Origin of the sequence: Pseudomonas sp. S35 (genome assembly GCF_009866765.1) — a bacterium.
Taxonomy (GTDB): Bacteria; Pseudomonadota; Gammaproteobacteria; order Pseudomonadales; family Pseudomonadaceae; genus Aquipseudomonas.
Genome location: NZ_CP019431.1, coordinates 63521 through 78055, shown reverse-complemented (window position 1 = coordinate 78055; position 14535 = coordinate 63521). Strand labels below are relative to the sequence as shown.

At 61.5% G+C, this 14535-nt stretch carries 17 protein-coding genes; 8 read left to right on the top strand and 9 right to left on the bottom strand.

The genetic code is table 11. The features are described from left to right. Nucleotides 1-26: 26 nt before the first annotated feature. Nucleotides 27-956, bottom strand: coding sequence for a zinc ABC transporter substrate-binding protein (locus tag PspS35_RS00380; protein ID WP_159932293.1), 930 nt, complete (start codon nucleotides 954-956; stop codon nucleotides 27-29). Nucleotides 957-1002: 46 nt separating this feature from the next. Between PspS35_RS00380 and PspS35_RS00375 the strand changes: the two genes are divergently transcribed. Genes PspS35_RS00375 through PspS35_RS00360 form a run of 4 tightly spaced genes read left to right on the top strand, consistent with a single transcriptional unit; the run spans nucleotide 1003 to nucleotide 3820 of the window. Continuing rightward, nucleotides 1003-1497: a Fur family transcriptional regulator gene (locus PspS35_RS00375; RefSeq protein WP_174244849.1), complete on the top strand. Its 495-nt coding sequence runs from the start codon at nucleotides 1003-1005 to the stop codon at nucleotides 1495-1497. After that, nucleotides 1497-2282 carry a zinc ABC transporter ATP-binding protein ZnuC gene (znuC, locus tag PspS35_RS00370; RefSeq protein ID WP_159932292.1) on the top strand — a complete coding sequence of 262 codons (786 nt, stop codon included), beginning with the start codon at nucleotides 1497-1499 and terminating at the stop codon, nucleotides 2280-2282. Before PspS35_RS00375 ends, znuC begins: the two co-directional genes overlap by 1 nt. Further along, entirely contained in the window at nucleotides 2275-3063 is a 789-nt protein-coding gene (znuB, locus tag PspS35_RS00365) for a zinc ABC transporter permease subunit ZnuB (RefSeq protein WP_159932290.1), read from the top strand. The genes znuC and znuB overlap by 8 nt, the downstream gene beginning before the upstream one ends. A 37-nt stretch (nucleotides 3064-3100) precedes the next feature. Then, nucleotides 3101-3820: a PA5502 family lipoprotein gene (locus tag PspS35_RS00360; RefSeq protein WP_159932288.1), complete on the top strand. Its 720-nt coding sequence runs from the start codon at nucleotides 3101-3103 to the stop codon at nucleotides 3818-3820. Between the two features lie 57 nt (nucleotides 3821-3877). Here the strand turns inward: PspS35_RS00360 and katE are convergent, their stop codons facing one another. Then, the gene (gene katE / locus PspS35_RS00355; protein ID WP_159932286.1) at nucleotides 3878-6019 is read right to left on the bottom strand and encodes a catalase HPII; all 2142 of its coding nucleotides are present in this window, start codon (nucleotides 6017-6019) and stop codon (nucleotides 3878-3880) included. Between the two features lie 265 nt (nucleotides 6020-6284). Here katE and PspS35_RS00350 point away from each other — a divergent pair, with 265 nt between their 5' ends. The 3 genes from PspS35_RS00350 to PspS35_RS00340 are packed head-to-tail and all read left to right on the top strand — an operon-like array spanning nucleotide 6285 to nucleotide 8788. Further along, nucleotides 6285-7292, top strand: a complete 1008-nt coding sequence (locus PspS35_RS00350; RefSeq protein WP_099586197.1) for a methionine ABC transporter ATP-binding protein — start codon at nucleotides 6285-6287, stop codon at nucleotides 7290-7292. Beyond that, entirely contained in the window at nucleotides 7292-7966 is a 675-nt protein-coding gene (locus PspS35_RS00345) for a methionine ABC transporter permease (protein WP_159932284.1), read from the top strand. The genes PspS35_RS00350 and PspS35_RS00345 overlap by 1 nt, the downstream gene beginning before the upstream one ends. A gap of 51 nt (nucleotides 7967-8017) precedes the next feature. Next, nucleotides 8018-8788, top strand: coding sequence for a MetQ/NlpA family ABC transporter substrate-binding protein (locus PspS35_RS00340; protein ID WP_159932282.1), 771 nt, complete (start codon nucleotides 8018-8020; stop codon nucleotides 8786-8788). Between the two features lie 95 nt (nucleotides 8789-8883). Here PspS35_RS00340 and PspS35_RS00335 read toward each other — a convergent pair whose 3' ends face one another. Genes PspS35_RS00335 through PspS35_RS00315 form a run of 5 tightly spaced genes read right to left on the bottom strand, consistent with a single transcriptional unit; the run spans nucleotide 8884 to nucleotide 12807 of the window. Continuing rightward, nucleotides 8884-9519 (bottom strand): SCO family protein, encoded by a 636-nt coding sequence (locus tag PspS35_RS00335; RefSeq protein WP_159932280.1) that lies wholly within the window; start codon nucleotides 9517-9519, stop codon nucleotides 8884-8886. Next, on the bottom strand, nucleotides 9516-10415 hold the full coding sequence (cyoE, locus tag PspS35_RS00330; RefSeq protein ID WP_159932278.1) for a heme o synthase: 900 nt from the start codon (nucleotides 10413-10415) through the stop codon (nucleotides 9516-9518). Before cyoE ends, PspS35_RS00335 begins: the two co-directional genes overlap by 4 nt. Next, nucleotides 10403-11482: a COX15/CtaA family protein gene (locus tag PspS35_RS00325; RefSeq protein WP_159932276.1), complete on the bottom strand. Its 1080-nt coding sequence runs from the start codon at nucleotides 11480-11482 to the stop codon at nucleotides 10403-10405. Before PspS35_RS00325 ends, cyoE begins: the two co-directional genes overlap by 13 nt. Before the next feature lie 10 nt (nucleotides 11483-11492). Further along, a complete protein-coding gene (locus PspS35_RS00320) occupies nucleotides 11493-12077 on the bottom strand; it encodes a hypothetical protein (protein WP_159932274.1) in 585 nt (194 codons plus the stop codon). Continuing rightward, entirely contained in the window at nucleotides 12043-12807 is a 765-nt protein-coding gene (locus tag PspS35_RS00315; RefSeq protein ID WP_159932272.1) for an SURF1 family protein, read from the bottom strand. Before PspS35_RS00315 ends, PspS35_RS00320 begins: the two co-directional genes overlap by 35 nt. A gap of 37 nt (nucleotides 12808-12844) precedes the next feature. Here PspS35_RS00315 and PspS35_RS00310 point away from each other — a divergent pair, with 37 nt between their 5' ends. Continuing rightward, nucleotides 12845-13048: a twin transmembrane helix small protein gene (locus PspS35_RS00310; RefSeq protein ID WP_017528731.1), complete on the top strand. Its 204-nt coding sequence runs from the start codon at nucleotides 12845-12847 to the stop codon at nucleotides 13046-13048. A gap of 6 nt (nucleotides 13049-13054) precedes the next feature. Here PspS35_RS00310 and PspS35_RS00305 read toward each other — a convergent pair whose 3' ends face one another. Both PspS35_RS00305 and PspS35_RS00300 read right to left on the bottom strand, forming a co-directional pair. Next, on the bottom strand, nucleotides 13055-13942 hold the full coding sequence (locus tag PspS35_RS00305) for a cytochrome c oxidase subunit 3 (protein ID WP_159932270.1): 888 nt from the start codon (nucleotides 13940-13942) through the stop codon (nucleotides 13055-13057). A gap of 35 nt (nucleotides 13943-13977) precedes the next feature. Then, nucleotides 13978-14529, bottom strand: coding sequence for a cytochrome c oxidase assembly protein (locus tag PspS35_RS00300; RefSeq protein ID WP_159932268.1), 552 nt, complete (start codon nucleotides 14527-14529; stop codon nucleotides 13978-13980). Nucleotides 14530-14535 lie beyond the last annotated feature (6 nt).

Below are 14535 nucleotides of genomic sequence, written 5' to 3'. Positions count from 1 at the left end.
CTCCCACATTTGGCCCCCAGAGCGGCTTAGAGCGACTCCAGGCACCCGGCCAGGTCGTTGCCTAATTTCTCCAGCACCTGCTCATAGCCCTGTGCCGTGGCCGGGGTGTAGCCACCCAACGCATCCAGTTCCGCCAACTTCACCGGCAACCCGGCCACCAGCGTCTCGGCCAAACGCGGACGCAACGGCGGCTCGCTGAACACACAGGTCTTGCCCACTTCCTGCAAACGCGTACGCATGGCTGCCACATGCTGGGCGCCGGGCTGCACTTCGGCGGCCACGCTGAATACGCCGGTGTGCTTGAGCCCGTAGGCATCTTCGAAGTAGTCAAAGGCTTCGTGGAACACGAAGTAAGGTTTGTCGCCGATACTTGCCATGCGCTTTTTCAGGCGCGCATCCAACGCATCCAGGCGGCCGTCGAAGGCTTTCACATTGCTTTGATAACGTTCGGCGTTCTGCGGATCAGCGGCGCTGAGGTCGGCGGCCATGCGCGCGGCGATCACCCGCGCATTCACCGTGGACAGCCACAAGTGCGCATCCACGCTGCCTGGGCGGTGATCGTGATCATGTTCGTCGGCATCATCGGCATGAGAGTGGCTATCTTCGCCGAAACGGCGCAATTTCATGCCTGGCAAATCCTGCACGGCTACCGTCGTCGCTGTACGACCTTTGAGTACGCGAGGCAGGAAAGTCTCCATGTCCGGCCCGATCCAGTACAGCAGGTCCACCGACTGCACGCGCCGTACGTCGGATGGACGCAACGCAAAGTTATGCGGCGACGCACCGGGGGGCAGCAACACCTGCGGAACCGCCACGCCGTCCTGTACCGCGGCGGCAATCAACTGCAGTGGCTTGATGCTGGTCAGCACCTTGACCTCGGCCTGAGCGGCGCCAGCCATGAACAAACTGGCGACAAATACGACAAAAACGGGAAAAAGTCGGGACACGATGACCACTCAATGGCGTAGGAACGGGTAACATAATAACGTCTCTATCAAATATCTGTCGCCGCTCATGCCTAAAACACCGCTTGCCAGCCGTCCCCACGACCACTCTCACTGCGTGCATACCGCGCTGTCGGAGGCCGACACCCTGTGTGCGCAGAAAGGCCTGCGACTGACCGCTTTGCGTCGGCGCGTGCTGGAGCTGGTGTGGCAGAGCCACAAGCCGCTGGGTGCCTACGACATCCTCGGCGTACTCAGCGAGCAGGACGGCCGCCGCGCCGCGCCGCCGACTGTGTACCGCGCGCTGGATTTCCTGTTGGAAAACGGCCTGGTGCACCGTATCGCCTCGCTCAACGCCTTTGTTGGCTGCAACCACCCGGAGCATGCGCATCAGGGCCAGTTCCTGATCTGCCGCGAGTGCCACGCCGCCATCGAGCTTGAGCAAAAAAGCATCAGCGACGCGATCATCAAGAGCTCCGCCGACGTTGGCTTCAAGGTCGAAGGGCAAACGGTCGAAGTGGTCGGCCTGTGCTCGGGCTGCCAGGGGGCTTGATGAGCAACGCGTTAATCCGCCTGGAACAGGTTGGGGTCACGTTCGCCGGGCAACAGGTGCTGGACAACATCGCACTGAGCGTGGAGCCGGGGCAGATCGTTACCTTGATCGGCCCCAACGGCGCCGGCAAGACCACCCTGGTACGCGCCGTGCTCGGCCTGCTCAAGCCCGACAGCGGCAGCGTGTGGCGCAAGCCCAAGCTGCGCGTCGGCTATATGCCGCAAAAGCTGCATGTCGACCCGACCTTGCCGCTCTCCGTGCTGCGCTTCCTGCGCCTGGTGCCGGGGGTGGATCGCGCCCGTGCGCAAGCGGCACTCAAGGAAGTCGGGGCCGAACAGGTGATCGACAGCCCGGTGCAAAGCATCTCCGGCGGTGAAATGCAGCGCGTACTGCTGGCCCGCGCCCTGTTGCGCGAGCCGCAACTGCTGGTGCTCGATGAGCCCGTGCAAGGTGTCGACGTCGCTGGCCAGGCCGAGCTGTACAGCCTGATCACCCGCCTGCGCGACCGTCACGGTTGCGGCGTGCTGATGGTCTCCCACGACTTGCACCTGGTGATGAGCACCACCGACCAAGTGGTGTGCCTCAACCGTCACGTGTGCTGCTCTGGCCACCCGGAACAGGTCAGCGGCGACCCGGCGTTTGTCGAGTTGTTCGGCAAGAACGCCCAGAGCCTGGCGATCTACCACCACCATCACGACCACGCCCATGACCTGCATGGCGCCGTCGTTGACGACCCCGCGGCACCTCATACCCACGTTCATGGAGATAGCTGCAAGCATGGCTGATTTTCTGCTCTACGCCCTGCTGGCAGGCTTGGCTTTGGCGCTGGTAGCGGGCCCATTGGGCTCGTTCGTGGTCTGGCGGCGCATGGCGTACTTTGGTGACACCTTGTCCCATGCGGCGCTGTTGGGCGTGGCCATGGGCTTTTTGCTGGATGTGAGCCCGACCATTGCCGTAACCGTGGGCTGCCTGCTGCTGGCGGTGTTGCTGGTGACCCTGCAACAGCGCCAGCCGCTGGCCTCGGACACCCTGCTGGGCATCCTGGCACCGAGCACGCTGTCCCTGGGCCTGGTGGTGCTGAGCTTCATGCATGAAGTGCGCATCGACCTGATGGCCTATCTGTTCGGCGACCTGCTGGCGATCAGCCCCACCGATCTTGCCTGGATTCTCGGCGGCAGCGCCGCTGTGTTGGCACTGCTGGTAGTGCTGTGGCGCCCGTTGCTGGCAATCACGGTGCATGAAGAGTTGGCGAAGGTCGAAGGCTTGCCCGTATCAGCCCTGCGCATGGCCCTGATGCTGTTGATCGCCGTGGTGATCGCTGTCGCGATGAAGATTGTCGGCGTATTGTTGATCACGTCGCTGTTGATCATTCCCGCAGCCGCCGCCCAACGTCACGCCCGCTCACCGGAGCAGATGGCAATCGGCGCCAGCCTGCTGGGGATGTTCGCAGTCTGCGGGGGCCTGGCGTTGTCGTGGTTCAAGGACACGCCGGCCGGGCCATCGATTGTGGTCGCGGCCGCCGCCCTGTTTCTGCTGAGTTTTGTCCTGCCCCGTCGAGGGGTGTAGACTTGCTCGCTTTTTGCGCAAATAGAGAGTCGCAGGAATGAAGCTGTTCACCTCCCGTTATCTGCTCCTTGCCGCATTTTCCCTGCTGCTGGGCGCCTGCCAAAGTACACCGCCCGCCGCCCCTGAGGCCCCGGACCCGCGTGCTGCGGCCATCGCGCAGCTGGAACAAAACCTGGCCAGCAGCGAGCTGGCCACCGCCGAAGACCAGCTTGCCGCGTTGCAGGCCCAGTCGCCCAACGATGCAACGCTGGAGCCTTACCAGCGCCAATTGGCCGAAGCCTACCTGCAGCGCAGCCAGATCGTGCTGCAAAAGGGTGACGTCAACGCCGCCGCCACCGCCCTGAGCCGCGCCCGTGCGCTGATGCCCAAGGCACCGGCGCTGACCGGCGGCGTCAACAGCGCGATTACCCATGCACGCAAAGCCGAGCTCGATAAAGCCGAAGAGGCCCTCAAAGCCGCCGAAGCCAAGCCTGCGGCCAAGGTCATCGACCCGGCAGCGCCCAGCACCACGGTGGCGCTGAACCTCACGGACATCGAAGAACTGCGCCATCAGTTGGATGCGATCGCCACCGACGTGGTGAACTACCAGTGTGATGTGAGCATCCAGGCGCCGCGCACCGAGGACTACCCGTGGCTGGCCACGCTCCTGACCAAACGGGTGAAACGCATTGATTCGGCGTACGAACTGACGATTCACCGGCAGATCCTGAAGAGGATTCCGGCGCAGGTGGTTTTAATTCCGCGCAAGGCGCAATAAGGCTATCGGGGGCGGTGCGACTTGCCCCCGATAGCAATCTAACAACCAACCAAAAACTTAAGCCGCAATCGCTTTAGCCTTCGGCTCACGATCCCAAACCCGATGCTGAGCAATCGCGGCAAAAAACGCCTTGAACGCTTTCGCATCCGAGCCAACGATCAGCCCCGCATCCGCTTCAAGTTTGAGCTGGTCCAGCAGCGGCTTCACATCACTGGCAACCGCAATCGCCTTGAGGTGCTTGTACGCCTCCAACACGTAATGCAATGCCACGCCGTCACCGCTGAGCGCCTTCACCGACTCTTTCCCGCCAGGGATAAACACCGCGTCAAACGCCACCGACGGCAAACCCTCCATCGACGCATCCACCGCCAAACTCTTGCCATCTGCCGTGGTCACCGGTGCCGACGTCGGCCCCAGCAATTTGGCCTGCGCGCCTACGGCTTCCAGCGCCTTCTTCAAGGCAGCAATCGCGGCACCATCCACACCGTTCGCAGCCAGAATCGCCACCTTGCGCGTCTTGATGTCGCCGGACAACAGGTTGGCCTGGCTCAATGCAGGCGAGCGTGACAACGACGCCTCACGCTGCGCCACTGTGCCTTTCTTCGGCACCGGCAAACCCAGGTTTTGCGCCACGCGCTTGGCCAACTCCAGGTCGATATTGGCCAGGATCTCATTAACCTGGCGCGCACGAATGAACTCACGCTCCACCTTGCCCAACTCGAAGCTGTAGGCCGCGATGATGTGCTCCTGCTCGTGCTTGCTCATGCTGTGGAAAAACAAGCGCGCCTGAGAGAAGTGATCGCCGAACGACTCGCTGCGCTCACGCACTTTATGCGCGTCGATACGCTCGTGATAAGACTCAAAGCCACCGTCCTCGGCCGCGGGCGGGGTTTCTTTCGGCCAACCGCCATCAATCGAGTTCGGCTCGTACGCAGCACGCCCTTTATCCACGGTGATGCGGTGCATGGCATCGCGCTGGCCATTGTGAAACGGCGCCACTGGCCGGTTGATCGGCAGCTCATGAAAGTTCGGGCCACCCAGCCGGCTGATCTGCGTATCGGTGTAGGAAAACAGCCGACCTTGCAGCAACGGGTCATTGGAAAAATCGATCCCCGGCACGATATGACCCGGGCAAAACGCAACCTGCTCGACCTCGGCAAAGAAGTTATCCGGGTTGCGGTTGAGCACCATCTTGCCCAGCGGCGTGATCGGTACCAACTCTTCGGGAATCAGCTTGGTGGGGTCGAGGATGTCGAAGTCGAAGGCATGCTCCTTGTCTTCCGGAATCACCTGCACACCCAGCTCCCACTCTGGATAATCGCCGCCTTCAATGGACTCCCACAGGTCGCGACGGTGGTAGTCAGTGTCTTTACCTGCAAGCTTTTGCGCTTCGTCCCACACCAGGGAGCAGGTACCCACCGTAGGGCGCCAGTGGAATTTGACGAAATTGGACTCACCCTTGGCGTTGATAAAGCGAAAGGTGTGCACCCCAAACCCCTGCATGCTGCGCAGGTTTTTTGGAATCGCACGGTCGGACATGGCCCAGATCACCATATGCGCCGACTCCGGCTGCAGCGAAACAAAATCCCAGAAGGTATCGTGGGCCGAGCCGCCGGTAGGAATCTCGTTGTGCGGCTCGGGTTTGACCGCGTGCACAAAGTCCGGAAACTTGATCGCGTCCTGGATGAAGAACACCGGCATGTTGTTGCCCACCAGGTCGAAGTTGCCTTCGTCGGTGAAGAACTTCACCGCAAAACCGCGCACGTCACGCACCGTATCGCCGGAACCACGCGGGCCCTGCACGGTGGAAAAACGCACGAATACCGGGGTTTTATGCCCTGGGTCGCGTAGGAAACCAGCCTTGGTCAGCGCCGAATGGTTTTCATAGGTTTGGAAGTAACCATGAGCGCCGGTACCGCGGGCGTGGACGATGCGCTCCGGGATGCGCTCATGGTCAAAGTGCGTGATCTTTTCACGCATGATGAAATCTTCCAGCAGCGAAGGCCCGCGCGCGCCGACCTTCAAGCTGTTCTGGTTGTCGGAAATCTTCACGCCCTGGTTGGTGCGCAGGGCTTGGCCCGTGGCGTCTGAGCGAAACTGTTCCAAGCTGTGTAATTTGGCGTTGGTGTTACCACGGTCCAGCGTGTCGGTACCCGCGAGTTCACTCTTCGGCGGGGCAACTGGCTTCTTGGTACTCATCAGTCAAAACTCCTTATTCAAAGTGGCCAGAGCGGTCCCCGGCTCGTTTGAGCAAAACCCCAGGCACGGCACCTGGGAAATCGAGTTGCTTAAGTAGTGACTGATGGTGTTTTGGGCCGTTCCTTTTTTATGACCTTTGATCGCGTTATTGCCAAATCGCAGGTCGGATGCGAAATAAATGCTAAGAAACACTAGACGGACAGGCTAAAATGCGCGCCCGGCTAACCGCTGATCCCTTTTCAATGCGCCCCACAAGGTTCGCTACGTGATCGAGTTTCAAAACGTCCATAAAACCTACCGCGTCGCCGGTAAGGATATCCCCGCCCTGCACCCCACCAGCCTGCGCGTCGAGAACGGCCAGGTGTTTGGCCTGATCGGCCACTCGGGTGCGGGTAAAAGTACCCTGCTGCGCCTGATCAACCGCCTGGAAGAACCCAGCGGCGGCCAGATCACGGTGGACGGCGAAGAAGTCACCGCCCTGGACGCCAATGGCCTGCGCCGTTTCCGTCAGCAGGTCGGGATGATCTTCCAGCACTTCAACCTGCTGGCGTCCAAGACCGTCGCCGATAATGTCGCGCTGCCACTGACCCTGGCCGGCGAGCTGTCGCGCAAGGACATCGACCTGCGCGTGGCTGAACTGCTGGCCCGCGTCGGCCTGTCGGACCACGCCAGGAAATACCCGGCGCAGTTGTCCGGCGGCCAGAAACAGCGCGTCGGTATTGCCCGCGCCCTGGCGACCAAGCCAAAGATCCTGCTGTGCGACGAAGCCACCAGCGCCCTCGACCCGCAGACCACCGCATCGGTGTTGCAATTGCTGGCCGAGATCAACCGCGAGTTGAAGCTGACCATCGTGCTGATCACCCATGAAATGGACGTGATCCGCCGCGTATGCGACCAAGTGGCGGTGATGGACGCCGGCGTGATCGTCGAGCAAGGCTCGGTGGCCGACGTATTCCTGCACCCCAAGCACCCGACCACTAAACGCTTTGTACAAGAAGCCGAGCAGGTCGATGAAGGTGAGCAGCGCGATGACTTCGCCCACGTACCGGGCCGCATCGTGCGCCTGACGTTCCAGGGCGACGCGACCTACGCGCCGCTGCTGGGCACCGTCGCCCGTGAAACGGGGGTGGACTACAGCATCCTTGCCGGTCGTATCGACCGCATCAAAGACATCCCTTATGGGCAACTGACCCTCGCCGTCACCGGCGGTGACATGGAAGCGGCCTTCGCCCGCTTCACCGCCGCAGACGTCCACATGGAGGTGCTGCGCTAATGGAAGTCCTGATGAGTTTCTTCGCCAATATCGACTGGTCGGAAATCTGGCTCGCCACCGGCGATACCATGATCATGCTGTTCGGCTCGCTGTTCTTCACTGTGCTGCTGGGCCTGCCGTTGGGCGTGCTGCTGTTCCTGACCAGTCCGCGCCAGCTGTTCGAGCAAAAAGGCCTGTACGCGCTGCTGTCGCTGATCGTGAACATCCTGCGTTCGCTGCCGTTCATCATCCTGCTCATCGTGATGATCCCGTTCACCGTACTGATCACCGGCACCTCACTGGGTGTGGCAGGCGCGATCCCGCCGCTGGTCGTAGGCGCTACGCCGTTCTTTGCACGATTGGTGGAAACCGCCCTGCGCGAAGTGGACCGCGGCATCATCGAAGCCACCCAGTCAATGGGCGCCACCACCCGGCAGATCATCACCAATGCGCTGCTGCCTGAAGCTCGCCCCGGCATCTTCGCGGCGATTACGGTGACGGCGATTACACTGGTGTCCTACACGGCAATGGCCGGTGTGGTCGGTGCTGGTGGCCTGGGTGACCTGGCGATTCGTTTTGGTTATCAGCGTTTCCAGACCGATGTGATGGTGGTCACCGTGGTGATGCTGTTGATCCTGGTGCAAATTCTGCAAACCGTCGGCGACCGGCTGGTGGTGCACTTTTCTCGAAAATAACGGCCATTGCCGGCCGAAAGCCGGCACATGCCCGAACAAGGAGCTTGTTGGATGAAAAAACTACTGGTTGCTTTCGCCGCCGTTGCTGCGTTTTCCGCTCACGCCGAGACCATTACGGTCGCTGCCTCGCCGGTGCCGCACGCGCAAATTCTGGAATTCGTGAAACCTGTCCTGGCCAAAGAAGGCGTGGACCTGCAGGTCAAAGTCTTCACCGACTACGTGCAGCCCAACGTACAAGTGGCTGAAAAGCGCCTGGACGCCAACTTCTTCCAGCACCAGCCGTACCTGGATGAATTCAACAAAGCCAAGGGCACTCACCTGGTGAGCGTTGGCGCGGTGCACCTCGAACCCCTGGGCGCTTACTCCAGCAAGTACAAGACCCTGGCCGAGCTGCCAAGCGGCGCCAACGTAGTGATCCCGAACGACGCCACCAACGGCGGCCGTGCGCTGTTGCTGCTGGCCAAGAGCGGCCTGATTGCCCTGAAGGACCCGACGAACATCCTGTCGACCATCAAGGACATCACCCAGAACGATAAAAAGCTGAAATTCCGCGAACTGGAAGCCGCCACGCTGCCACGCGTGCTGACCCAGGTCGACCTGGCACTGATCAACACCAACTACGCCCTGGAAGCCAAGCTGGACCCATCCAAGGACGCACTGGTCATCGAAGGCAACGACTCGCCTTACGTGAACATCCTGGTCACCCGCGAAGACAACAAGGATTCGGACGCGGTGAAGAAGCTGGTTGCCGCCCTGCACACGCCTGAAGTGAAGAAATTCATCGAAGAGAAGTACCAAGGCGCGATCAAGCCGGCGTTCTGATCTACCCGATCTCCAATTCACCGGAGATCAAAAAATGTGGGAGGGCGGTGCGACGATTCGACTTGCCCCCCTCCCACATTTGTTTTGCTGTGCATCTACTTGCGCTGCAACAACCCCGGCAACTGCGCCACCAGCTTCTGGTTGTTCAACGGCGCACGAATAAATCCACGCTGCGTCCCATCCGGGCCGATCAGCGCCAGGTTGCCGCTGTGATCAACGGTGTAGTTCGGCTTGCTGGTATCCGCCGGAATAAACGGAATGCTCACTGCATTCGACACCTTCTGCACCTCCTCCACATTCGCGCCAGTCAGGCCCACGAATTGCGGGTCGAAATAGCCCAGGTACTGCTTGAGCTGAGTCGGCGTGTCGCGATGCGGGTCGACGCTGACCAGGATCACTTGCAACTTATCCACAGCGTCCTTGGGCAGTTCACTCTTGATCTGGCGCAACTGGGCGAGAGTGGTCGGGCAGATGTCCGGGCAGAAGGTGTAGCCGAAGAACAGCAGGCTCCACTTGCCTTTCAACTCATTGACCAGCACCGGCTGGCCGTCCTGATTGGTCATGGTCACTGGCGGCAGTTGGCGGCTTTGCGGCAGCAGGATGATGCCCGCGTCGATCAGCGCGGTGGGGTCGCCCTGGCCTTTGCCGCTGAGCACTTTGTTGACGGTCAGGCCCATGATCAACGCGACAATGGCCACCAGGATGAAGACGGTTTTTTGAGTTCGAGTCATAGGTTCAACAATAAGTAGTGGTCTACGAGCAGGGCGATAAACAGCAGCAACAAGTACCAGATAGAGTACTTGAACGTGTTGATCGCCGCGTGCGGCCGACCGCCACGGTACAACACCCAGGCCCATTGCAGAAAGCGCCCGCCCAATCCCAGCGCACACGCCAGGTACAGCGGGCCGCTCATATGGATCACGTAGGGCATCAGGCTCACCGCCAGCAGGGCAAAGGTGTAGAGCAGGATATGCACCTTGGTGTAGTGCTCGCCGTGGGTCACCGGCAACATCGGGATGTCGGCCTTGGCGTATTCCTCTTTGCGGTGGATGGCCAGGGCCCAGAAGTGTGGCGGGGTCCAGGCGAAGATGATCAGCACCAGCAGCAGCGGTTCGGCGCTGATATGGCCAGTGACGGCAACCCAACCCAGCAATGGCGGCGCGGCGCCGGCCAGGCCGCCGATAACGATATTCTGCGGCGTCGCGCGCTTGAGAAACCCGGTGTAGATCACGGCGTAGCCGAGCAGCGAGGCCAAGGTCAGCCACGCCGCCAGGGCATTGGTGAACGCCAGCAACAGGCCCAAGCCTGCAACAGCCAGAAACAATGCAAAGGCCAGCGCCGCAATCGGCGACACGCGGCCCTGCGCCAGCGGCCGCTTGTGAGTGCGCGCCATCACCGCATCGATGCGCCGATCCACCACATGGTTGACCGCCGCCGCGCCGCCCGCGCACAGGGCAATGCCCAGGTTGCCAAATACCAGCACTGCCCACGGCACCCCGGCGCGGGTGGCGAGGAACATGCCCACCAGGGAGGTGATGAGCATCAACACCACCACTTTCGGCTTGGTCAGCTCCAGGTAGTCACGCCAGATTGCCTGATCGCGACGCGCGCCGATCAAGGTCGCCATGGCATCTCTCCTTTAAGGGTGATGAGGCCCGATACGTGTTTGCGCGGGATAAAGCGCCAGCCGAACGGGACCTGATTGCGCACCCGCACCAGGCTGGTACGGGCGTGGTAATTGACCAGCACCAGGGTGAGCAGCAAGCCTGCGCCGCCCGCGTTATGCCCGACCGCCACAGCCAGCGGCAGGCCGAGCGCTACATTGCTCAAGCCCAGGCAGATTTGCGCGGCGAGGGCGATCAGCAACAAGCCCGCCAGACGCGTCATGCCCACTGCACGCAACTGCCAGGCAAGCCCCAGCAGGACCAGGGTAACGATGATTGCGCCGATGCGGTGGGTCAGGTGGATCGCGGTGCGCGCTTCGCTGTCGAGTTGGCCGCCGAGGTAATTCGGGCCGATGTGCTGGGTCAGGTGAAAGCCATTGGCAAAGTCTGCCGCCGGCCACCATTCGCCATGACAAGTGGGTAAGTCGACACAGGCGACAGCCGCGTAGTTGGAGCTGACCCAACCGCCCAGCGCGATCTGCCCGATCACCAGCACCAGCCCAGCGGTGGCCCAATATTGCAGGCGCCTGGGCACGATCAACGCGGGCAGCACGCCAGACAGACGCAAGGTCAGCAAAAACAACAGGCTCACGGTGGCAAAGCCGCCCAGCAGATGGCCCGTCACCACTTGCGGCCACAGCTTGAGCGTCACCGTCCACATGCCAAACGCCGCCTGGGCAAACACCACGGCCAGCAGAAACAGCGGCAATTTGACCGGCTGGCCCGGGTCGCGCCGATGACTCCAAGAGCGCGCTGCCAGCAGCACGATCAGCACGCCCAAGGTGCCGGCGAAGTAGCGATGGGTCATCTCCGCCCACCCTTTGTCGGCCTCAACCGGCGTGTCGGGGAAATGCAATTGCGCATGGGCCAACTGGGCCTCGCTTTGCGGCACGCTGATAAAACCGTAGCAGCCGGGCCAGTCCGGGCAACCGAGGCCGGCGTGGGTCAGGCGGGTGTAGGCGCCGAGCAGCACGACGATCAGCGCCAGCAAGGTGGCAAACAACGCGAGGCGAAATCCAGGTTTGGCCATGACGATGCCCTTATCCGATATTCGACAGTTTCAGCAGGTGGCGCAGGTCGTTGAGCAGGTCCTTGCCCTTGACCTTGGCGTCGTAGCGCAGCACCAGGTTGCCGTGGGGGTCGACGATCCACAGTTGCGCCTCGCCCGGTGCGGCGGCGTTTTTGGTGAAGGTCGAAACATCCAGCGCATAACGCTGCAATTGCGGGTATTGGGCTTTCAGCTTGGCTTCGTAGTCGGCGCCCACCGGCTGCGCGCTCGCCAAGGCGTGGCTGGCGCGTGAAGCATCGCGGCCCAGGCCGATCTGCAATTGGCGCGAGAGGTACACCAGTTGCTGGCAATCGACTGCACACGCTGTGGGCGCGGTGACCAGCAGTTGCCAGCGCTGTTCATCGGCCTGCACGCCAATGTCCGCGCGGGTCTGGCCATTGCCGATCATCTCGCCGTGGTAACTGCGGCTGTCCGGCACCCAGAACTGCAATTTGTACATAAAGGTGGCCAGCACCATCGGGCCGATCACCATCAGCAGGATCAGCAGCAGTTGCCAGCGGCCTTTGCGCCGATCGGGCAGTTCAGACATGTTGAGTGGATTCGTGGCCGCTCCCATGGGGCTTCTCCTTTTTGTTGTGCGATCCGAGATAGAGGTAAAGAACCAACAGCGCCAGCGCCATGGCGAACCACTGCACGGCATAGGCCAAGTGTTTCTCCGGGCCCATGGCGACTACCGGCCACGTGGTTTCGTACGTACCGGGGCCGGCTTCAGCGCGCAGTTCGTAGGCAAAACCGCTGCGGCCCAGCTCTGCCCAGAGCGCAGCGGGATGCAACGCGGTGAGCAATCGCGGCCACGGCGCGCCAGCCGGGTCGGCATGCAACTGGAAGGTTTCGCCGGGGGCGACATACACCCAGGCATCGAGATTCAGCGGTTGCTGCGGCGTGGTGAAAGCGGGCGGGGTACGCCGGTCCGGCCACGGCAACCAGCCGCGATTGAGCAACAGCCACTGGCCGCTGGCCTGATCGTGGAAAGGTTGCAGCAACTCGACACCGGCCTTGCCATCACGCATGCGGTTGTCGAGCAGTACGCTGTGGTTGGCGTCGAATTGACCGCGCAAATGCACGCGGCGAAACGCCGGATCTGCGCTGTCATTGAGTTGCTCACTGCTCATGGGCGCGGCCGCACGGCGCTCGGCATAGCGGTCGAGCAGCAGCTGCTTTTCATGCCCGCGCGACAGTTGCCAGAACCCCAGGCCCACCATGAACGGCAGCAGCACCAACACCACCAATGTCGGCGCAATACCGGGGCGAAACTGTTTCATGGCGCTGGCTATACTTGTTTTCATTGCCCGCCGCTCTTCATCAATGTCCAGGAGCCAGACCATGCTCAAAGCCGCTATTGCCCTGATGCTGATCGCGACTGTTGTGAGCCTGTTCAGTGGTTTGTTCTTTCTGGTCAAGGACGAGGGCCACTCCAACCGCCTCGTCACCGCCTTGACCGTGCGTGTCGTACTGGCCGTGATCACGCTGGCGCTGATCACCTGGGGCTTTTTCAGCGGCCAACTGGTTTCTCACGCGCCGTGGTAAGACGCCTCACAGCACGTAGACAAAGAAAAACAGCCCGATCCACACCACATCCACAAAGTGCCAATACCAACTGGCCGCCTCAAAACCGAACTGGTGCTCGGCATTGAAGTGCCCACGCAGGATGCGCATCAGCATCACAAACAAGATGATGGTGCCGATGGTCACGTGGGCGCCGTGGAAACCGGTCAGCATAAAAAACGTCGCGCCGTACACGCCGGAGCCCAGGGTCAGGCCCAGCTCTTTATAGGCGTGGATGTATTCCTCAGCCTGAAACCCGAGAAATGCCAGGCCCAGCAACACCGTGATCGCCAACCAGATTTTCAGCGCGCCGCGATGACCTTTGCGCAACGCATGGTGGGCGATCGTGATGGTCACGCTTGAGCTCACCAGCAGGATGGTGTTGACCAGCGGCAAGCCCCACGGGCTGATAGTGCCCTCAGGCGCCGGGTAGAGTTTTGGGTCGGGGTTATTGAGCAACGGCCAGGCAAATTCGAAGTTCGGCCACAGCATGTGCGCGACACCCTTCGAGCCTTCACCGGCCAGCCAGGGCGCCGACATATGCCGCACGTAAAACAGCGCACCGAAGAAGGCGATGAAGAACATCACCTCGGAAAAGATGAACCAGCTCATGCCCCAGCGAAACGAGCGGTCCATCTGCGGGCTGTACAGGCCGGCGCGGCTTTCCTTGATCACCGCGCCGAACCAGCCGAACAACATATAGGCCAACAGCAACCCGCCGACGAAAAAGATCCACGGGCCGTGGGATTCCGGGCGCGCGGCCTTCAGGTCGTTGAACCACACGCCCAGGCCATACACGGTGATCAGCAGGCCAAACGTGGCAATTATCGGCCATTTGCTTTGCGCTGGTACGTAGTACGTATCATGAGTCGACATGTATTTACTCTCCCGAATAAGGGGGCAAACAGTAGCTAGCCGCCGCTGTGGGCAGCCACCGGCGGTTGGCGCGCAGTGATATCAAATAACGTGTACGCCAGGGTCAGGTGCTTCACATCCTTGGGCATGTCGCGGTCGACGATGAAGCGCACAGGCATCTCGATGCGCTCGCCGGGCTGCAACACTTGCTGGGTGAAGCAAAAACACTCGGTCTTGTGGAAGTACATCGCCGCTTCGGCCGGGGAAATGCTGGGCACCGCCTGGGCGGTCATCGGCTTATTGGTCGGGTTGTGGGCCACGAACAGCATCTCGGTCACGGCGCCTGGGTTGACCACCACCTCGTCCGCCTTGGCATAAAAGTCCCAGACCATGTCGATGGCGTTGGTGGACAGGAACTGCACCCGCACCTGGCGCGAGGGGTCCACCACCTGCGAACCCTCGTACTGCCCGGCAGTCTTGCCGTTGATGCCAAACGCCTTGCACATCACGTCGTAGATCGGCACCAGGGCGAAGCCGAAGGCGAACATCGCCACCACCAGGATCAACAGGCGCGTGACCAGCCGCTTGAGGGGCACGGATTCAGCCATGGCGAT